21 protein-coding genes are annotated in these 19,402 nt (G+C 68.0%); 14 read left to right on the top strand and 7 right to left on the bottom strand.

Going from position 1 to position 19,402, the window contains the following annotated elements; all coding sequences use genetic code 11:
- Positions 1–192 precede the first annotated feature (192 nt).
- Positions 193–1,107 carry a ComEC/Rec2 family competence protein gene (locus OG584_RS19095; RefSeq protein ID WP_405779400.1) on the top strand — a complete coding sequence of 305 codons (915 nt, stop codon included), beginning with the start codon at positions 193–195 and terminating at the stop codon, positions 1,105–1,107.
- Positions 1,108–2,347: 1,240 nt separating this feature from the next.
- Here the strand turns inward: OG584_RS19095 and OG584_RS19090 are convergent.
- Positions 2,348–2,734 carry a hypothetical protein gene (locus tag OG584_RS19090; RefSeq protein ID WP_405779398.1) on the bottom strand — a complete coding sequence of 129 codons (387 nt, stop codon included), beginning with the start codon at positions 2,732–2,734 and terminating at the stop codon, positions 2,348–2,350.
- Positions 2,735–3,199 carry an NUDIX hydrolase gene (locus OG584_RS19085; RefSeq protein WP_405779396.1) on the bottom strand — a complete coding sequence of 155 codons (465 nt, stop codon included), beginning with the start codon at positions 3,197–3,199 and terminating at the stop codon, positions 2,735–2,737. It abuts the gene before it with no gap.
- 18 nt (positions 3,200–3,217) lie between these two features.
- Here OG584_RS19085 and OG584_RS19080 point away from each other — a divergent pair, with 18 nt between their 5' ends.
- From OG584_RS19080 to OG584_RS19030, 11 genes are all read left to right on the top strand, one after another.
- Positions 3,218–3,997 carry a GntR family transcriptional regulator gene (locus tag OG584_RS19080; protein WP_405779394.1) on the top strand — a complete coding sequence of 260 codons (780 nt, stop codon included), beginning with the start codon at positions 3,218–3,220 and terminating at the stop codon, positions 3,995–3,997.
- 139 nt (positions 3,998–4,136) lie between these two features.
- A complete protein-coding gene (locus tag OG584_RS19075; protein ID WP_405779392.1) occupies positions 4,137–4,493 on the top strand; it encodes a hypothetical protein in 357 nt (118 codons plus the stop codon).
- Between the two features lie 2 nt (positions 4,494–4,495).
- Positions 4,496–5,851: an FtsK/SpoIIIE domain-containing protein gene (locus OG584_RS19070; RefSeq protein WP_405779391.1), complete on the top strand. Its 1,356-nt coding sequence runs from the start codon at positions 4,496–4,498 to the stop codon at positions 5,849–5,851.
- A 77-nt stretch (positions 5,852–5,928) separates the two neighbouring features.
- Positions 5,929–6,603: a DUF2637 domain-containing protein gene (locus OG584_RS19065; protein WP_405779390.1), complete on the top strand. Its 675-nt coding sequence runs from the start codon at positions 5,929–5,931 to the stop codon at positions 6,601–6,603.
- A 17-nt stretch (positions 6,604–6,620) separates the two neighbouring features.
- A complete protein-coding gene (locus OG584_RS19060) occupies positions 6,621–6,812 on the top strand; it encodes a mobile element transfer protein (protein ID WP_405779388.1) in 192 nt (63 codons plus the stop codon).
- 13 nt (positions 6,813–6,825) lie between these two features.
- A complete protein-coding gene (locus tag OG584_RS19055) occupies positions 6,826–6,981 on the top strand; it encodes a hypothetical protein (protein WP_405779386.1) in 156 nt (51 codons plus the stop codon).
- A gap of 23 nt (positions 6,982–7,004) precedes the next feature.
- Positions 7,005–7,313, top strand: coding sequence for a SpdD-like protein (locus OG584_RS19050; protein ID WP_405779384.1), 309 nt, complete (start codon positions 7,005–7,007; stop codon positions 7,311–7,313).
- A gap of 91 nt (positions 7,314–7,404) precedes the next feature.
- The gene (repSA, locus tag OG584_RS19045) at positions 7,405–8,844 is read left to right on the top strand and encodes a replication initiator protein RepSA (protein WP_405779383.1); all 1,440 of its coding nucleotides are present in this window, start codon (positions 7,405–7,407) and stop codon (positions 8,842–8,844) included.
- Between the two features lie 53 nt (positions 8,845–8,897).
- Complete coding sequence (locus tag OG584_RS19040; protein ID WP_405784143.1) at positions 8,898–9,047, top strand: helix-turn-helix transcriptional regulator; 150 nt, start codon at positions 8,898–8,900, stop codon at positions 9,045–9,047.
- The gene (locus tag OG584_RS19035; protein ID WP_405779381.1) at positions 9,047–10,294 is read left to right on the top strand and encodes a tyrosine-type recombinase/integrase; all 1,248 of its coding nucleotides are present in this window, start codon (positions 9,047–9,049) and stop codon (positions 10,292–10,294) included. The genes OG584_RS19040 and OG584_RS19035 overlap by 1 nt, the downstream gene beginning before the upstream one ends.
- A gap of 474 nt (positions 10,295–10,768) precedes the next feature.
- Positions 10,769–10,948 carry a hypothetical protein gene (locus tag OG584_RS19030; RefSeq protein WP_405779379.1) on the top strand — a complete coding sequence of 60 codons (180 nt, stop codon included), beginning with the start codon at positions 10,769–10,771 and terminating at the stop codon, positions 10,946–10,948.
- A gap of 80 nt (positions 10,949–11,028) precedes the next feature.
- Here the strand turns inward: OG584_RS19030 and OG584_RS19025 are convergent, their stop codons facing one another.
- Positions 11,029–11,790 (bottom strand): phosphoglyceromutase, encoded by a 762-nt coding sequence (locus tag OG584_RS19025; protein WP_405779377.1) that lies wholly within the window; start codon positions 11,788–11,790, stop codon positions 11,029–11,031.
- Between the two features lie 309 nt (positions 11,791–12,099).
- On the opposite strand from OG584_RS19025, the gene OG584_RS19020 reads away from it, so the two are divergent.
- Positions 12,100–12,507 carry a rodlin gene (locus tag OG584_RS19020; protein ID WP_405779375.1) on the top strand — a complete coding sequence of 136 codons (408 nt, stop codon included), beginning with the start codon at positions 12,100–12,102 and terminating at the stop codon, positions 12,505–12,507.
- Positions 12,508–12,774: 267 nt separating this feature from the next.
- Here the strand turns inward: OG584_RS19020 and OG584_RS19015 are convergent, their stop codons facing one another.
- The 4 genes from OG584_RS19015 to mshA form a co-directional block, all read right to left on the bottom strand.
- Positions 12,775–14,397, bottom strand: coding sequence for an MFS transporter (locus tag OG584_RS19015; RefSeq protein WP_405779373.1), 1,623 nt, complete (start codon positions 14,395–14,397; stop codon positions 12,775–12,777).
- 99 nt (positions 14,398–14,496) lie between these two features.
- A complete protein-coding gene (locus tag OG584_RS19010) occupies positions 14,497–16,161 on the bottom strand; it encodes a glycosyl hydrolase family 28-related protein (RefSeq protein ID WP_405779371.1) in 1,665 nt (554 codons plus the stop codon).
- Positions 16,162–16,470: 309 nt separating this feature from the next.
- Complete coding sequence (locus OG584_RS19005; protein ID WP_405779369.1) at positions 16,471–16,980, bottom strand: YbjN domain-containing protein; 510 nt, start codon at positions 16,978–16,980, stop codon at positions 16,471–16,473.
- Positions 16,973–18,322 carry a D-inositol-3-phosphate glycosyltransferase gene (mshA, locus tag OG584_RS19000; protein ID WP_405779367.1) on the bottom strand — a complete coding sequence of 450 codons (1,350 nt, stop codon included), beginning with the start codon at positions 18,320–18,322 and terminating at the stop codon, positions 16,973–16,975. The genes OG584_RS19005 and mshA overlap by 8 nt, the downstream gene beginning before the upstream one ends.
- 285 nt (positions 18,323–18,607) lie before the next feature.
- Between mshA and OG584_RS18995 the strand changes: the two genes are divergently transcribed.
- Positions 18,608–19,336 (top strand): class I SAM-dependent methyltransferase, encoded by a 729-nt coding sequence (locus OG584_RS18995; RefSeq protein WP_405784141.1) that lies wholly within the window; start codon positions 18,608–18,610, stop codon positions 19,334–19,336.
- The last annotated feature ends 66 nt before the right edge of the window (positions 19,337–19,402 follow it).

The following is a 19,402-nucleotide window of genomic DNA, read 5'->3' as shown; positions in this document are numbered from 1 at the left end:
ATGAGTGTCAGGTCATCGGCTGCAGCCCCCACCAGTCAGCCTGCTGCTGCGTCCAGCAGATGATCCAAATCGATCGCGCACTTAGCGAAGCTAGAAAACCGAACAACAGGGGGCACAGTGTCGCTCGTATTTCATTTCCTGAATGTCGGACACGGTGACTGCACTTTCATCGAATTCCCGAGCGGGCGTCTGATGATGATCGACATCAACAACAGCAAGTCGCTGCCAGAGGACGACCTCGAAGCACTAGCAGAAAACAAGGGCGTCTCGCAGTACGCCTTCAAGCACATGGCGGCCCAAGGTTCCCGATCATGGGAACAGTATTATGAGTCTCTGCTAGTTGACCCGTACGAATATTATTCAAAACATTTCGCGGGCAGATCTGTATTCCGATATGTTCAGACGCATCCGGATATGGATCACATGAGCGGCCTCCATAGATTCTTCTGGCAAGAGCGCGTCGAGCTTCAAAACTTTTGGGACACTGCGCACAAGAAGGAGCTCGAAGAGGATAGTTTCGCAAAGGGTAGGTTCGCCTACGTGGACTGGGTCGTCTATAACTGTCTGCGCCTAGGATTTGGACCAGAAGACGCAAATGGTCAGTCGAGTAGTCACAAAGTAATCAAGGCGGAGAGGGAGGAAACGGCCTCATTCTGGAAGGAGGATGGCATACAAGTCCTTTCCCCAACAGTAGAGCTTGTATCTGCATGCAACGAGACGGAGGACTACAACGATTGCTCCTACGTAGTAAAGATCAGTCACGCGGGTCGTCACGTGATCCTTCCTGGCGATGCAGAAAAGGCTTCTTGGGGCTCGATCCTGTCCCACTATCCCAAAGAGGACTTGCAGTGCGACATCCTCAAGGCCTCTCACCACGGGAGAATGAGTGGATATCACGAAGAAGCTGTCGAGGCAATGGGGCCGGACACTGTAATTTGCTCGGTTGGCAAGAAGCCGTCGACGGACGCATCAAGCGAGTACGCAAGGGTTGCCAATCGCGTACTTTCGACTCGATATAACGGGTCCATGAAGGTCCACATTTGGGATGACGGAGACATTTGGATCTACAATCATTCCGGCGATCGCATCGCTACGATTGAATCGTGAGGTATGTGTTCCGTGACCGGTTCAAACCTCAGTAATATTTTCGACGGATACACTCGTCGGGCGCGACTCGCGCCAGCTTTTATCGCAACCCTGCCAGTGTCAATGATTTGCATTGCCGTGATTCCAAATTTCGCTAACTGGCATAAATTGTGGCTCTTAGTGCTCTCCAGTGGTGCGATCGGGCTAATAGACCAGATCGTTAGGGAAAAGGGTCGCAAAATGCAGTCACGACTGTGGCAGTCCTGGGGTGGCCCTCCTGCAGAGCAGGCGTTGCGCCATAGGGGCTCTACGAATCCCAAGCTTCGTGCACGCAGGCATCGACAACTAGCACTGCTTTTGGGCCAAGAAATGCCGTCCCGGAGACAAGAAGCCAGGAGTCCCGACAAGGCTGATCAGGCATACGAAATGGCCGTGCGGTACTTGATCTCGCGAACCAGGGACACCGCAACCTTTCGCCTGGTATTCCTTGAGAATTGCCAATATGGATTTAGGCGCAACATGCTCGGCATGCGCACAGTGGGCCTGTTCGTATCTACTTCTACCTGTATTGCAACACTAGGATTCGCAGTCGGATCCTTTTACGGGCTACCCATTTGGAGTTTAGGTTTCACTCTGGTCGCGGCAGCCAGCCTAATTCTGACACTAATATGGTGGCGGGTTGTTAACCCCGATTGGGTCCGAGCCGCAGCCCGTGACTACGCAGAACGGCTGCTCGATAGCCTTGACAGTCTTCTCCCTGTCGAGGCTCAGCAAGCGCAAGCGGGATCCTCGTAGACCTAAGTCACCGCGCGCGAGGCGTGGGCACATTCGTCAACCGACCATCCTCCCCGGCTCCCATCCCGTCCGCCTTCGACCCACACACCGTGGAGCGGGCGTGGTCCAGGGCGTCAAGGTGGAGCGCGCCACTGTACGAACGACCTTGACGCCCTGGGCCGCGGCTGCTCGGCTTTGCCTGGGTCGAAGGTGGTCGGGATGGGAGCCCCACGACGCTCACCACGCTCCGGCCGGCACTCGCGAACGGCGCCCCTCCCATCCCGGAGTCTGAGCTCCTCCGCCGGAGGCATGTCTTGGCCCGCGGATCGGTCTCGTCTCATGCCCCACGGGCCTATCCACTGCGGGCGCGCGTCGGCGGCGGCAGCGACGAGCGGGCCGAAGGCAGGAGCGCGGGAGCGGCCAGAGCCGGGAAGCGCGCCCGGCGGAGCGGAGCGCAGCCGGGTGCCTTGATGAAGTAGGGAAAGTTCTATCGCGCGGCCTGGTCCCGCTCGGCTCGGTACTCGTCGAACAGGCTGAAGAACATGTCGATGGGCTGCTGGCCGGCCGCCTGCGCCTCGTGTTCGAGCTCGACCGCCCAACCCAACGCGTTTTCGTGGCCAAGCCGTTGCCATAGCCATTCAGCGAACGGGCCTTGGCTGCCAGGGCTCCAGAAGGGCCAATCTTCGGTCACGCTGTGCGTGGCCATGGCGACTCGGTAGCCCATCAGGATCGATTCGAGGTGGAGCAGCGAACTGCCGCGTACCCACATCCCGGGACGTCGGCGAATCTCGTCAAGGAAGTCGTAGACATCGCCCAACTCGGTCGGGTGCTTCGGTGCGCGTCGTGGCTCGTTCGGCGTCTGCGTGGTGTCCATCTACCGGTGCAGGAGCCGTCGGCCGTCATGGCTCCGTACATGCGGTCCCGCCCCGTCCAGCGCATCCAGCAGCCGAACCGCGTAGACCTCGGACATCCGCTCGGAGACCTCGTCGGGCGTTAGCCAGGCAACCGCGGACGATTCGCTGGATGTTCGCTCGATGCCGCCTGTGGGCTTGCATCGGAAGACCAGTGCCACGATGCCTCGCGTTGTGTTCTTGTAGACCCCGGTGAGCTCGTCCACCTCTACGTGGATGCCCGTCTCTTCCCGGACCTCGCGCTGTACGCCGGCCTCGGGGCTCTCGTCGAGTTCGAGCACGCCGCCCGGGAGCTCCCAGGTGCCATTATCGGCACGGCGGATCGCCAGGAGCCGTCCGTCATCGCGCACGACCACTCCGGCCACGGACACAGAGTGAAGCGGCGTTGACGTGCTTTCCTGGGCGCTGTTACTCATGTACAGGAGCATAGGAGGAAGCGAAGGACTATGGGAACAGCAACAGGAGGTGGGAAGGCCGTACCTCGGTACGTGCAGATCGCCGACGAAATCGTTGAGCAGATCCGGGCCGGGATCCTCAAGCCCGGCGACATGGTGCCCAGCGAATCGGAGCTGGTCGAGCGCTATGGCGTCTCGGGCGGCACTATCCGTAAGGCCATGGTGGAGGTGCGCGCGAGCGACCTTGTAGAGACCCGTCAGGGCAAGGGCTCCATGGTCAAGGCGCGTCCGCCTGTGCGGCACCGTTCCTCCGATCGTTTCCGGCGCTCGCACCGGCAGGGCGGGAAGGCCGCTTACCTGGCCGAGTCCGAGCAGTCGGGCGCGACCCCGAGCGTCAGCGTCCTCTATATCGGGCCGATGGAGGCCCCGGAGGACATCGCCGAGCGGCTGGACCTTGCGGCCGGCACCCAGGTGCTCGCGCGTCGGCGCCTCTACTTCCGTAACGGCACGCCTGTCGAAACCGCTAAGTCGTACCTGCCTTGGGACGCCGTGAAGGACATCCCCGAGCTGTTCGCCGAGAACCCCGGCGGGGGCGGGATCTACGCCAGGCTCGAAGAGCACGGACACGAGTTCGCCGAGTTCATCGAGACTCTGCAAGCCCGGCTCGCCACCAAGGCCGAGGCGTCCGAACTCGCTCTGAGTCCCGGTGCGTCGGTGGTTCATCTGATCCGTGAGGCCAAGACCACCGAAGGCCGGGTGGTGGAGGTCTGCGACACCCTCATGGCTGCTGACCAGTTCGTTTTCAGCTACCGGATCCCCGCGACCGACTGACGCTCGCTCAACTCTTCACAGCCCGCCGCGACTTCTCCGTCTCGGCGGGTTGACTCATGTATAGGAGTGATGCACTCTTCTTCATGTCACTCATGTACATGAGTGACGGAGTCAAGCACATCTATAGGAGTGATCTTCTGTGCGTACGATCCCCGTCGACACCTCCAGCGCTTCCGTGATGGTCGCCAAGCCCCCGGCGATCAAGATCAAGGACCGCCGTACCGGCGAGATCGCCATGGACATCGAGAGCGGCGCGAAGCTCATGACCGTGGACGTGATGTTCGCGGCCAACGACGAGGTGGAGATCCTGTCGGTGACGGTCCCCGAGCCGGGCATCTCCGGCGAGCTGATGATGGGCACGCCCGTCGCCGTCACCGGTCTGATCGCCCGCCCGTGGGAGAACGACTTCAACGGGCAGAAGCGGCACGGCATCGCCTTCCGAGCGGTGGCGGTTACGTCCCTCGCCGCTAGCGCTGAGAAGTCCAAGGCGGCCTGACCATGACCAGCTTCACGGTCACGCTGCTGCTGGTCGTCGTCACCGCAGTGATCCTGCGGTGGCGGCGCCCCGCCTGGTACTGGCTGGCCTTCGGGGTCACCTTCGCCGCGCTGCGGATCGCGATCCGCTACACCTCGGTCATGGACGCCTGCGGGCTCACCGTCCCGCCCTCGCGCTGGCGTCTCTCGCTCGCCCGTCTCGCTCACCGGCCGGTCCCTGAGTCCCGTGCCCCGTTGATCCTGCGGCTGCGTCCGACTCGGACCGGGTTAGTGATCCGCCTCAAGCTCCGCCCCGGCCAAGACGCTTTCGACGTCTCGGCGGCCACCGACCGGCTGCGGCACTCCTTCGGGATGTACGGGGTCACCTCCCGGGAAGTCCGTTCCGGGGTAGTCGAGTTGCGCATGACCGGCTACGACGTCCTCAAGCGGGTGCAGATGCCTACCAAGACCGACCAGGCACCGATGCGCATCCCCGTAGCTCTCTGCGAGGACGGTGCCGTCCACTACCGCGACTATCGGGCCGTTCCGCACGGGCTGACCCTGGGTGCCACTGAGTCCGGGAAGTCGGTCTACCAGCGGAACCTGGTCGCCGGTCTCGCGACTCATGACGTCGCCCTGGTCGGCATCGACTGCAAGCAAGGCGTTGAGCTCTTCCCGCTCGCCCGCCGGTTCTCCGCCCTCGCCGACAACCCGGACACCGCGCTCGCACTGCTCGATGCCCTGGTGGGACACATGCAGGACGTCTACCAACTGATCCGCTCCGCTCAGCGCATCACCGTCGACCTCCCCGATGCCGCGATAGCCGCCGACATCTGGGACCTGCCCGAGGACATGCGCCCCACTCCCGTCGTGGTCCTGGTCGACGAGGTCGCGGAGCTCGCTCTCTACGCCACCAAGGACGAGGAGAAGCGCCGCGACCGGATCATCACCGACCTCGTCCGCCTCGCCCAACTCGGCCGTGCCGCAGGGATCTACCTGGAGATCTGCGGGCAGCGCTTCGGCTCGGAGCTCGGCAAGGGCATCACGATGCTCCGGGCTCAGCTCACCGGCCGGACCGCTCATCGCGTCAACGACGAGTCCAGCGCCAACATGGCCTTCGGCGACATCGCCCCGGACGCGGTCCTTGCCGCGATCCAGATCCCCACCGACGTTCCCGGCATCGCCGTATCCGGCGACTCGACCGGCGGCTGGACTCGTATCCGTGCACCGCACACCTCACTGCGCCAGGCCGTGAACATCTGCAACCGGTACGCCGACCGCACCCCGGACCTGCCCGCGCTCGCGGCCTTCCGGCCCGCCGTCGCCCCGCTGGTCCCGGCCTCCGTGTCGCTCTCCAAGGCCGCGACAGCCACCGCCTGATCTCCCCGCACTCCGGTCGGCGCGACCTCATCGCGCCAGGTCCTTACCCACCCCATGCCGAAAAGGAGAAGACCGCGATGGCCCGTCCCACCGTCCGCGTGGACGCCGTACTCGTCCAGGCCGTGATTGCCGGCGCGCTGTCCTTCGCTCACCTTCACGACCTCGCCTCCGCCGCCGGACAGGACGGATGGAAGGCGTGGGCCTACCCGATCAGCGTTGACCTGCTCCTGGTCGCTGCCTGGCGTCGGCTCCGGAACGACGGCCCTTCCAGGCTCGCCTGGTGCTGGTTCGTGGTCGCGCTCATCGCCTCGCTGGGAGCCAACGTCGCCACCGCGGGATTCCTCGACCTGCAACACCCGCCGGGCTGGCTGCGCTTCGGCGTCGCCGGATGGCCCGCGCTCGCCTTCCTCGGCGGCACACTCCTCGCCCACACCACGCAGGCGACAGACCCGGTCGACGCCCCCGCGCCCGACCAGCCAGCACCCGAAGCCCCTGCGTGCGAGCCGGTGCCCATCGAAGAAACGAGCGCCCCGGCACTCGCACCGGCCGCGGCTCTGGAGGACGAAGACGTTCCCGCGCTTCCCGTCGCCGAACCGTCCCCGACCGTCCCAGCCGCCCTGGTCGACCACGCCCGGAAGATCGCCGCCGAACACCGCACCCGTACCGGCTCCCCGATCGACACCGACACCCTCCGCGCCCGCCTCGGCGTCCCGCCCCAGCTCGCCGACGCTATCGCCGCCCAACTCACCTGACCTGCAAGGAGACCTACATGCCCGCCCGAGACCACTTCCACTCGGTCATGCGGATCGGACCGGTTCAGATCGGCACCCACCGCGACCGGCACGGCCGTACCAAGCATGCCGCCGTGTGCACCGCCGACCGATGCGGCTGGTCGTCCGACTTCAACAGCCAGTCCGCCGCCCAGCTCGCCGCCCGCACCCACCGCTGCAACCCCCGCTGAAGGAGCCACCCCCGTGGACGTCCCGCTCTGGCTCGCTCTGATCGTCATCGGCTGGCTAGGCCTGAAGCTCATCCGCCCGCCCTGGTGGCTCGTGACCGTGCTCCTGCTCGGTGGCTACTTGCTCGCCGACAGCCTGCTGGCCCCCGTGATCAACACCGCCGTCAAGTGACCTCCGCAGAAAGGACGACCGCCATGTTCCGCCCGAAGGTCCCGACCAACCCAATGCCGACCGGAGTCGTAGCGGCATCGGTCACCGCCGAACAGTCCGCCGTCGTCCACCACGCCCCGGCCCCGGCACCCATGGGTCCGGCTCCGGCCCGTCCCACGGTCCAGCTCACGCCCGGCGCTGTCGTCGCCCTCGTCGGCGGCGGTACGGCCGTGGTCCTGGTCGTCGGTGCCGTACTCGTTTCCATGCTCCTTGCGGTCGCGGTCACCGCCGCCTCGCTCGCCGTCTGCGCGCTCGTCATCCGCTCGCTCATGGCCTCGCAGAACCGCCGCTGACCGGCCTCCGGGCGGCCTCGATACCGCCAAGCATCCGCCGCCCGGAAGCCGTTCCCCTCTCCGAACCACAGATCCGGAAGGAAGCACCATCATGACCGACCGCGCCCGCCCACCGGCGCCGGAACGAGCCGTCCGGTCCATCGCCGGGAAGGCGCCCGTGCCTGACGCACTGCGCGACCAGATCACCCTCAACGACCTGCTGAGGGTGGCCTCGGCCCCCGACTTCGACCGCTGGGAAGACCAGATCCGCCGCACCGGCGGCTGCTCCGACCCGATCCACCTGACGGGCTGGACCCGCACCAAGGACAGGACTACCGGCGAGACCCTGCACGAGTACTCCACCGGTACCGAGCCCGGCGGACGCCTCCGCCTCGCCTGCGGCAACCGCCGGGCCTCCCGCTGCCCGTCCTGCGCCTGGACGTACGCCGGAGACACCTACCACCTCATCCGCGCGGGCCTGGCCGGAGACGACCGCCGCGACATCCCCTCCACCGTCCGCGACCACCCCCGCGTCTTCGCCACCCTCACCGCCCCGTCCTTCGGCCCGGTCCACAACCGGCCCGACCGTGGCGCCTGCCGCTGCGGCAGCCGGCACCCCGAGAACGCCCAGGAACTCGGCACCGCGCTCGACCCCGCAACGTACGACTACGCCGCATCAGTCCTCTTCAACAACCACGCAGGCGACCTCTGGATGCGCTTCACCACCCGCCTCCGCCGCGAGATCGCCGCCCGCGCCGGACTCACCCAAGCCGAACTCAAAGAATCGGCACGGCTCTCGTACGGCAAGGTCGCGGAATTCCAGAAGCGCGGCGCGATCCACTTCCACGCCGTGATGCGCATCGACGGCCCCGACGGCCCGGACAGCCCGCCGCCGCCCTGGGCGACCGTCGACCTGCTCACCGACGCGATCCACGCCGCCGCCCAGCACAACTACACCTCCGTCTCCTCCCCGGCCGTCGACGACCAGCCCGCCCGTACCTTCCGCTGGGGCACACAGCTCGACGTCCGCCCCGTCATCGCCTTCGGCGACGGCTCCGACCTCACCGAGCAGGCTGTGGCGTCCTACGTCGCCAAGTACGCCACCAAGGCCGCCGAGAACACCGGCACTCTGGACCGCCGCATCGGGGAACTCTCCGAGCTGGACCGCCACGGCGTACCCGACCACGCCCGCCGCCTCATCAGCGAGTGCAAGAACCTCGATCCGCTCTACCCCGAACGCCGCCTCTGGGCCTGGGCCCACATGCTCGGCTTCCGCGGCCACTTCTCCTCCAAGTCTCGCCGCTACTCCACAACCCTCGGCGAACACCGCCAGGCCCGCGCCGACTTCCGCTCGGCACAAGAGCGCCAGGCCCTCGGCCTCGATGAGCGTCAGCCGGACACCGTGCTCGTCCTGTCCGACTGGCAGTACGCCGGCCACGGCCACACGCCTGGCGAAACCGCCCTCGCCGCCACCATCGCCCGCGACCTCCAGCTCAACCGCGAGACAGCCCGCGAAGCCCTCGCGGGCCCGGTCGACGAGCGGGAGTGGTGACCGTGGCTCTGCCCCTGCCGCCTCGCTATCTGACACCTGACGACCTGGTCGAGATGTTCGAGCTGCCCAGCGTCGAGACGGTCTATCAGTGGCGCCGCAAGCGCACCGGTCCCCGCGGCTTCCGGGTTGGCCGACACCTTCGCTTCGACCCGGCCGACGTACGTACCTGGGTCGACTCCCTTCGCAACGGGGTGGCTGCCTGATGGCCGGACACGTACAGGACCGGTGGTACACGACCAAGACCAGTGCCGATGGCAAGGAGATCAAGGTCAAGTCCGTCCGGCACGGGTCCGGGCTCCGCTACCGCGCCCGCTACATCGGCCCAGACGGAACGGAGAAGTCCAAGAGCTTCCCTGACCGGCAGAAGCGGCTCGCCGATCAGTGGCTGGTCCACATTGAAGCGGACATGGCGCGCGGTCAGTACATCGATCCTCGCGCGGCCCGGATCACGTTCCAGCAGTACGCGGAAAGCTGGGTGGCCACGCAGGGATCTGACCCGAACACCCAGGCGTCGATGGAGTCACAGCTCCGTCTGCACGCGTACCCCTACCTCGGCACTCGTCCGCTCGGGTCCTTCCAGCCCGCGCACATTCGTGACTGGGTGCAGCAGCTCCAGGCGAACGGCGTCCGCGGCTCGTACGCCAGGACGATCTACTCCAACGTCCGGGCAGCTCTGAGCGCGGCAGTGGACGATGGGCATCTCCCGCGGAATCCTTGCGCTGCCCGCTCGGTCCGGCCTCCGACCGTGGACACGAAGCGCGTCACGCCGTGGACAGCAGAACGGCTCTTCACTGTGCGAAGGGCCATGCCCGACCGATATCAGGCCATGGTCGACCTGGGCGGCGGTTGCGGCCTTCGGCAAGGGGAGATCTTGGGTGTCGCGGTGGATGCGATCGACTTCGAATCGGACACACTGCACGTCGTCCAGCAACTCAAGCTGAGCCGCAGCAAGCCCGTCTTCGCTCCGCCCAAGGGCGGCAAGCTCCGGGACGTACCGCTTCCCGGTCCAGTCGCCGATGCGCTCCGGGCCCACATGAAGCAGTTCCCGCCGGTTGGGATCACCTTGCCGTGGAAGGTCGCCGACGGTCCGCCAGTGACCAAGCGGCTCCTATTCACCGGGCTACGCGGCGGCCACGTCTGGCGTACGTCGCTCAACGAGGAAGCGTGGAAACCGGCACTCGCCTCGGCAGACGTCATCCCGGTCCCCGAGGCCGGCACCCCGTACGCCGAGTCGCGCGAGAACGGGATGCACGCCATGCGGCACTTCTACGCGTCAGTACTGCTGGACGCTGGGGAGAACATCAAGGCGCTGGCCGAGTACCTCGGTCACTCAGATCCGGGCCTGACCCTGCGGGTGTACGCGCATCTGATGCCGTCGAGCCAGGAGCGTACTCGGAATGCAGTTTCGGCCGCCTACGGAACGTCTGCCCCATTCGCTCTGAACCTATGAAGCAGCGTCAGGAACCTCTACCAAGCCCGCGCGGATCCCTACCGCAGGAGGAACCTTGCTTGCTAGCAGGAAAGCAAGATTTCTTGCTTGAAAGAAAGAAAGCAAGAAACCTTGCTAGCGAGCAAGCCGGGCAAGATTTCCGTCCAAGGTCTCGCAGCCACAACGAGGCCCCTCACCTGTGCCCCGAGCCGTCGACCCGGCCCTCGCCCCAGCCCTGGGACGTTTCGTCCATGAAATGCGCCTAGCAGGGCAGCCCCTTATGCACTTCTGTTTTTACGCATGCACAACTCGAAGAAAAAACGGAGGTCCCCCTGGAGAACCACCTACAAGCTGGGCGTTTGCCGCTGGAACAACATTCATGGGAAAATCTCCACGGCATAAGAATGCCGCCCGTCCAGGGGCGGCATTCGCCTCCATGCCGCTTTTCAGTCATGACCTAGATCCGGTGTAACCGAAGCACAGCAGGAGAACTTCATGGTCCCACGCACAGGCGTGAGCGTCGACATCCATCCCCGCGATCGACCGACCGTCCTGATCGGCGCAAGCGGTGGAGCACTTGCACTGTGGGGCGACGTCCCCGCCCAGATCGCGATCCCGGCAGCCCTGCTGATCCTGCTCGACATCCGCGTGCGCCGCTGCCGTAGTCGAGCCTGACGGCCCACAGACGGCCCAGCACACCAGAAAGCCCCCCACTCCGCGAAAAACCCGCAGGTGGGGGGCTTCGTCAGCCTTGCTTACTTCTTCTTGCCCTGGTTCTTCACGGCCTCGATGGCAGCAGCGGCCGCATCCGGGTCCAGGTACGTGCCGCCGGCCTTGACCGGCTTGAAGTCGGCGTCCAGCTCGTACGCGAGCGGGATGCCCGTCGGGATGTTGAGGCCCGCGATGTCCTCGTCCGAGATGCCGTCGAGGTGCTTGACCAGCGCGCGCAGCGAGTTGCCGTGCGCGGCGACCAGGACCGTGCGCCCGGCGAGCAGGTCCGGCACGATGCCGTCGTACCAGTACGGCAGCATGCGGACGACGACGTCCTTCAGGCACTCGGTGCGGGGGCGCAGCTCCGGCGGGATCGTCGAGTACCGGGCGTCGCCGCTCTGCGAGTACTGCGCGCCGTCCTCAAGGACCGGCGGCGGGGTGTCGTACGAGCGGCGCCACAGCATGAACTGCTCCTCGCCGAACTCGGCGAGCGTCTGCGCCTTGTCCTTGCCCTGGAGTGCGCCGTAGTGCCGCTCGTTCAGACGCCAGGAGCGGTGCACGGGGATCCAGTGGCGGTCCGCCGCCTCCAGCGAGAGCTGGGCGGTGCGGATGGCGCGCTTCTGGAGCGAGGTGTGCACGACATCGGGGAGCAGACCGGCGTCCGTGAGCAGCTCACCGCCGCGCACCGCCTCCTTCTCGCCCTTCTGGGTCAAGTTGACGTCCACCCATCCGGTGAACTGATTCGTAGCGTTCCATTCGCTCTCGCCGTGGCGGAGGAGGATCAGCTTGTACGGTGCGTCGGCCATGGCCCCGAGCCTAATCGACGGCCGGACGGCAACGGATTGACGCCCTGGGTCAGCCGGGTAGCGACCCGGAACAGGGCCTTCGTAATACTCACAAGGCGATAGAGGGGATTACATGCGGCCCTGTTGCGCTCACCCGCATGCGCGCTCGCTCGCGTGAGTAGCACCGCGAGCGCTGCCCGATCACTGAATGAGTGTTCGGCAACATCGGCCACGTCGACACTCCGGCGTTCAGGTGAATCGCGCCGCATGTGCTGAATCGGTGGGTCTACTGAGGCCTGTCTCTGTTCAAAGACCCTGCACTGGAGTGACATGCGCGTCCGTACTGCCCTCACCGCCGCCGGCCTTGCCGCCGCCGCCATCGCCGGCGCCGCCGGAAGCGCAGCCGCCGCCGGTGGCGACCCCGGCACGACCTCTCTGTCGGGCAATGGCGCCGAGCAGGCCTTCGGGAACTCCTCGACCGACGGGAACATGAGCCCGCAGGGAGCCCTGATCCAGGGCTCCCTGAACAAGCTGTGCGCCGGAGTACCCGTCAAGGCGAACGTCGGTTCCCTCGTGGGCATCCTCGTGCCGGTCGCGGTCCAGGACATCCCCGTCCTGTCGTCCCCGCAGAACCAGCAGTGCACGGAGAACTCGTCGCAGGCCAAGGGCGACGAGCCGCTGTCCCACATCGCCGACAACATTCCGGTGCTCTCCGGCAACGGCGCGCACAACGGCTGACACCAGCCTGTTCTCGTCCTCGGAGCCCCACGCGCCGGGCAACCTCGCCACGCCCCGCGCACAGCTCTGAAGGCGTCAGCGGTCCGCCCGGCCCCAAGGACCAGCCTCCGCCCGGAAAAGCAGTCCGGCAGGCCCTCGCACGAGGCGGGCGGGCCGCGGTCCGGGACCGATGTCGGGTGACGAGCAGGTGAGTCCGCGGCTCGCGGGCCAGGAATGAGCAACGCCCCCGCTGGGATCTCTTCCCGGCGGGGGTGTTGTGCTGGCGCGTCACACCCGCGCGTCGCCCCCGCTCCGCTGCGGGGTCTGCGGTTCCGCCGTCACTCGGGTGCCCGGGTGGAAGTACGAGCAGACGAAGGCAATCGCCAGCGCGCCCGCCATCCCGTAGAAGACCGCCCGGTTCGCCTCGGCGAAGTCCATCCGGATCGCCCCCATCGCATGCCGCGTGGCGGTCGCCACCGGCCCGCTGCCCGTCGGCCCGCTCGCATCGCCGTGCCCGGTCACGGCCTCGGCGATGCTGTGCGCGGTGCTCCTCGCAGCCCGGTCCGGCAGTCCGCGGGCGCGCAGGGTGTCGGCGACCCGGTCGGTGGTGACATGGGTGAGGACTGTGCCGAACACCGCGAGGCCCACGCTCGCCGCGTAGTTGCGCACCGTCTGTGTGATGCCGGTGACCTCGCCGTACGACGCGTCGATCGCTCGGTTGACGGCGTCTGTGGACGCCGGGGCGAGCAGGAATCCGATACCGGCCCCCGCCAGCGCCGCGTACGGCCACTGGTCGTGCATCGACAGGGTCGTCATCCGGTGCGCCCACAGGGCGAATCCGATGGCGCCGAGGGCACAGCCCAGCTTCAGGGCCGGCCGGGCACCGCGCCGGTCCAGGATGCGCCCGCCCCACTGGGAGGCGATACCGAACCCGATGAAGAAATAGAGCAGGAAGAGAGCCGCCTGGTTGGGCGACGCGCTCAGCGACACCTGCGCGTACACCGAAGCGAAGAAGAAGACCGGGACGAACGCGATCATCGCGAAGAACAGCACGACGACATCGACGGTGAAGGCCCGGTCCCGGAACACCTGGAGCCTGATGAGCGGGTGACCGGTACGGAGCTCCAGCGCGCCGAACACCACCAGGACCAGCAGCCCGCCCACGATGCAGAGCCAGGTGGCGACGCTGTCCCAGCCCCACGCGGAGGCCTGCTGCAGACCGAAGACGCTCAGCCCCATTCCCACGGCCACGAGCACCGCGCCCGGCACGTCGAGGGGCTCGCGGGTCGCGGTACGGGGGATGCGCGCCCTCGCCGTCAGGATCAGGGCGATGACGGCGACGGGCACGTTGACCCAGAAGATCGCCCGCCAGGTCCAGTCCGTGAGCCAGCCGCCAAGCAGCGGACCGACACACGTAAGGGCGCCGGACAGCCCGAAGAACAGCGCCAGGGCGCGCCCCCGGCGCTCCACCGGGAAGACCGCGACCACCACGGCGAGCGCCGCCGGGAACATCAGCGCCGCACCCGCCCCCTGGACCGCCCGGAAGGCGATGAGCCAGGTCTGGGCGCCCCCGCCCTTGGGCACCGCACCGCACAGCGCCGATGCGATGACGAAGACCAGCGTGCCGATCACCATGATCCGGCGGTGGCCGAAGATGTCGGAGAGCCGTCCTCCGAGAGCGAAGAACGCGGCCAGGGTCAGCAGATAGGCGTTGACCACCCACTGCATCCCGGACGCGGAGAGACCGAGTTCGTTGATGATGTCCGGCGCCGCGATGGCCACGATCGTCTGGTCGATGAACGTCATCGAGACGGCGAACAGCATGGCGGCCAGCGTCAGCGTCTGGTTCGGCGCGAATTTACCGGCGGCGGCCGCGGAAGGAGAGGCGGCGGGATCCCCTTTGTCGCTCATGGTGGAAATAGTCCACCGGAGCCGGGCATCCCGCACGCGGGAGAGCAGAAGCAGATGGGGAGCAGGGCGCCCCGCCCCGCCGGGCCCCGGGAGGGCGCCCTACGGGTTCAGCGCCCGTTGCGCCTCGTGCAGATTGGCGGGATGCAGGGATTCCGGCGCGCCGTAGGCCTCAAGCCGCGTATGCAGGTCACCGGTGAAGTCCGGCACGTCGATCTGGCCGAACGGCCTGACCGTACTGATCCCGGCACTCGCGCTGTACGGAGCGAGTCCGTCGAGCTTCATCAGGCCCTCGCGGCCGTTGGTGACCCGGATGTTCCAGTGGGTGAACCGGGCGCCGAAGAGCGGGCCCGCCGACGCGTCCCCGCCGTGCTGCCCGTCGTTGTTGACGGTGATGTCGGTGCGCACATTGGCGAACGGCAGTCCGCGGTGCGAGTCGAAGGTGCCCATCTCCATCAGCCCCCGCGACCAGACGTTGTGGCTGGAGAGCCCCTCGACGTTGATGCCGTGCAGCTGGGTGCCCGCAGGCGCGGGCACGGTGCGCTCGGCGATCGTGAACCCCTCGACGAGATTGTCGTGCGAGCCCTCCCGGCAGAAGTACGGGTGGTGCGAGCCCCGGCCCTCGACCCGGGTGCGGCGCAGGGTGGTGGCGGACGCGGCGACCAGGCCGAATCCGTTGTCGACGTCACGTACGACGACATCGTCTGCCCAGCAGTCGTACGTGCACTGGAACGCGACGCCGTTGTACCCCTTGTCGAGCAGATGCGGCGACTGCGGGGTGAGGACCGCTTCGAGCGTGAGCCCCTCCACCGCGGACCCGGTCAGCGGCACCGCATGGGTGGTGAGCCGGGGGTCCCACTCGGGGCGGATGTCGAGCGGGAGGGGGCGTTCCAGGGTCAGCCGGTGGCCGTGGACCGCTGTGATGCGTACGGGCCACTCGTAGGGGACGTACGAGGTCAGCTTGGTCTTGTCGTCCCACTCGTACGCCTCGGGGCCCGGCCCGCCGCCCGCCATGTGCTCCAGGAGCGTGTGCCCGGCGTCGTCCGCGAGCCTGAGCAGCACGAGATCGCCGCGGTGGAGCTCCGCGGTGTCGGCCACGGTGACCGTGCGGTCGCCCTGCCTAGCCGGGGCGACGGTGGTGAGGGTGCGCCACTCGTCGCGCCCGTTACCCGTCCATCCCTCGAAGGGCCAGGCCGCGGAGGTGATGGCGGCGGTCAGGCTCGCGAACCGTGCTTCGGGGCAGAGCCAGATGAGCCCGCCCGCCCAGGACCACGAGGACTTGTCGCCGCCGTACCGGGAGCCGTACGGACCGATCAGCTCGGTGAGGCTCTTCGTCGCGTGGAGCGTGGTGCGACCGCTTCCCGCCCCGCGCAGCACGACATTGCTGTGCCCGATACGGATGAGGCCGTCGATACGGAAGGTGCCTGGCGGGATGAGGACCGTGCCACCGCCGCGTTGGCCGGCAGCGGCGATGGCACGGTTGATCGCGGGGGCGGAGTCGGCGGAGCCGTCGGGCAGCGCACCGTACTCCCGGACGTCGGCCACGACCGGGGGCCGCGGGAAATCGCGCTCCCCCGCGCGGCGGCCCGATGCGCCGATGTACGGGATCTGGGGGTGCGTGTGAGGTGTCCGGGTGAACTCTCGCCAGAGCGGGCTGATGGCCGGGGCCCGGCCGCGCGATGCGGCTGTGGAGACGCCGCCCGTCGCGACGACGGACGCGACGGCGGCGGCGCTGCCGAGCAGTGCACGTCTGCTGATGTTCCCCATGAGGCCCACCTGTTCCCGTTCCGATGCTAATTCATGTACATGAATGTCGTTCAGAGGTGCGTCAGGCGTGAGCATGCCATGGCGCCGAGAGGCAGGGAAGGGGCGTGCACGGGGATCACACCGGAAACGCGGATCGCGGCGATGGTGATGGGGATGCGGGACGACGTGCACAGTCGTGACGTCCATCGCGGGGGAACTGCGTGAGGGACGGGAGTAGGGGGCCGACAGGAGCGCGGCGTCGGCGGGAGCGCGAGGCCAGCCGGCGGCGACTTCGACCGGAAGCCGGGCGCGCCGTAGCCGGGCGGCCCGTCAGTCCTGCGGCTCCTGGGTCAGCCGGGTGAACGCGTCCAGGTTCCGCGTCGACTCCCCGCGCGAGACCCGCCACGCGTACTCCCGCCTGATCGCACTGGAGAAGCCCAGTTCGAGCAGGGTGTTGAACGAGCCGTCGGCTGCTTCGAGCACCGATCCCAGAAGCCGGTCGATCTCGTCCGGCGTGACCACGGCCAGCGGCAGCTTCCCGGTGAGATAGACGTCGCCGAGCGAATCGATCGCGTAACTCACCCCGTAAAGCCGGAGGTTGCGCTCCAGGAGCCACCGGTGCACCGCCGCGTCGTTCTCGTCGGGGTGGCGGACCACGAAGGCGTTGACCGAGAGCGAATGCTTTCCGACGATCAGCGAGCAGGTGGTGGAGAGCTTGCGGGTGCCGGGGAGCTTCACCACGTACGAGCCGGGTTCCGGGCTCTCCCACTCCAGCTCGGCGTCCTTGAACGCCTGCTCCAGGACCTCTCGTACGTCAGCCGCGCCCGCCTGATCAGCCATGGTGCGAGCGTACGCGACGGCGGTGTTCGTGCATCGCCGCCGTGTAGACGTCCGCGGTCGCCGACGCGGCCGTGTCCCAGCCGAACCGTTCGGCGTGGCGTGCGGCGGCCCCGCCCATCTCGTCCACGAGCCCCGGCCTTTCGATGAACCGGCGCAGCGCGTCGGCGTATCGCGCCGGGTCGTGGCCGGGGACGAGGAAACCGGTCGACCCCTCGCGTACGGCGACGGGCAGACCGCCGACCGCGGCCGCCACCACCGGCGTCCCGGCTGCCTGGGCCTCGATGGCCACCAACCCGAAGGATTCGTTGTACGAGGGCATGACCAGCACGGACGCCGCCCGGAACCAGTCGGCGAGCTGTTCCTGGCCGACCGGCGGGTTGAACCGGACGATGTCCGCGATACCGAGGCGGGCGGCCAGCTTCTGCAGGCCCTCCGGCTTGGCCAGGCCACTGCCGCTGGGGCCGCCGACCACCGGCACGACCATGCGCCTGCGCAGCGAGGGGTCCTGGTCGAGCAGGACTGCCGCAGCCCGCAGCAGGATGTCGGGCGCCTTGAGCGGCTGGATGCGGCCGGCGAAGAGCGGCACGAAGGCGTCCTGCGGCAGCCCGAGGCGGGCGCGGGCGGCGGCCCGCCCGTCCGCGGGGCGGAACCGGTCGAGATTCACGCCGGGGTGGACGACGGCGACCTTGCCCGCATCGGCCTCGTAGTGACGGACCAGCTCGTCGGCCTCCTCGTCGGTGTTGGCGATGAGCCGGTCGGACGCCCGCACGATCTGGGTCTCGCCGATGACCCGTGCGGCGGGCTCCGGGGTGTCGCCGTCGGCCAGCGCGGCGTTCTTGACCTTCGCCATGGTGTGCATGGCGTGGACGAGCGGCGCGCCCCAGCGCTCGGCCGCGAGCCAGCCGACATGGCCGGAGAGCCAGTAGTGGGAGTGCACCAGGTCGTAGTAGCCGGGCCGGTGACCGGCCCAGGCCTGCATCACACCGTGCGTGAAGGCACAGAGCTGAGCGGGCAGCTCCTCCTTCGCCAGACCCTCGTAGGGCCCGGCGTCCACATGGCGTACGAGCACGCCGGGCGCGAGGTCGACGAGCGGCGGAAGGCCCCCCGTGGTCGCGCGGGTGAAGATCTCCACCTCGATGTTGATCGCGGCCAGCCGCTTCGCCAGCTCCACGATGTAGACGTTCATCCCGCCCGCGTCGCCGGTGCCCGGCTGGTGCAGGGGCGAGGTGTGCACGCTGAGCATGGCGATCCGGCGCGGCTTGCGGTTCCCGGCGAACTTCAGCCTGGGCGGCCGCGCGGGTCCCGTGATCCGGCCACCGAGCCGGGACACGTACTGGCTCACGTGGGCGGTCCTCTCCTCGCGCGGGCACGGTCGACACCAGGGCAGGCGCACCCCGTCTGACGTCTGGAACAGCGCGGCGCCCTGTCACATTTCCGCTTTACCGAATAATTACCTCGGCACCGCTCGCATACCCTTCGGGGCATGGCTCAGCCCTCCCCCCGCCGCCCCACCGGCGACCGGTCCGCCGCCTCCGCCCCCGGCCGGACCGCCGGAGCGCGTACGGCGGGCGCCCGTCCGGTGGGGGCCGTGACGCGCGGGACCACCAACCCCAACCGGTTGCGCCGCATGGACCGCTGGATCACCGCCGTGCACGGACCGACCCTGCGCCGGGCGGACGGCCCCGTCGCGGTGGACCTCGGGTACGGCGCCGCGCCGTGGACCGCCGTGGAACTGCTCCAGCGGCTGCGTACAGCAGCGCCCGCCGTCGAGGTCGTCGGCGTCGAGATCGAGCCCGCCCGGGTCGCCGCCGCGAAGCCGTACGAGCGGCCGGGGCTCGCTTTCCGGCACGGCGGCTTCGAGGTGCCGCTGGACGGCCGCAGCCCGTCGCTGATCCGGGCGGCCAACGTGCTGCGGCAGTACGACGAGGAGGAGGTCGCCGCCGTCTGGCAGCGGCTGTGCGCGCGGCTCGCGCCGGGCGGGCTGCTGGTGGAGGGCACCTGCGACGAGATCGGGCGGCGGCACGTGTGGGTCGCGCTCGGCCCCGGCGGTCCGCGCACAGTCACGTTCGCGACCCGGCTCGGTTCGCTGGGGCAGCCCTCCGATCTGGCGGAGCGGCTGCCGAAGGCGCTGATCCACCGGAACGTCCCCGGTGAGCCGGTGCACGCGTTCCTGCGGGACTTCGACCGCGCCTGGGCGGCGGCGGCCCCCTACGCGTCGCTCGGCGCCCGGCAGCGCTGGATCACAGCCGTCCGCTCCCTCGCGGGCGACTGGCCGCTCGCCGACGATGTCCGCAGGTGGCGGCAGGGTGAAGTCACCGTGAACTGGGCGGCGCTGGCGCCTCTGCCGGGAACTTGAGCCGGGCTCCGTTCGTCGGACGGAACAGGGAGTGACACGGGGACACGGGTGGGGCCGGGGAGTTGT

The organism is Streptomyces sp. NBC_00859 (assembly GCF_045161865.1).
Lineage (GTDB): Bacteria > Actinomycetota > Actinomycetes > Streptomycetales > Streptomycetaceae > Streptomyces.
This window is presented reverse-complemented; position numbering and strand designations above follow the sequence as displayed.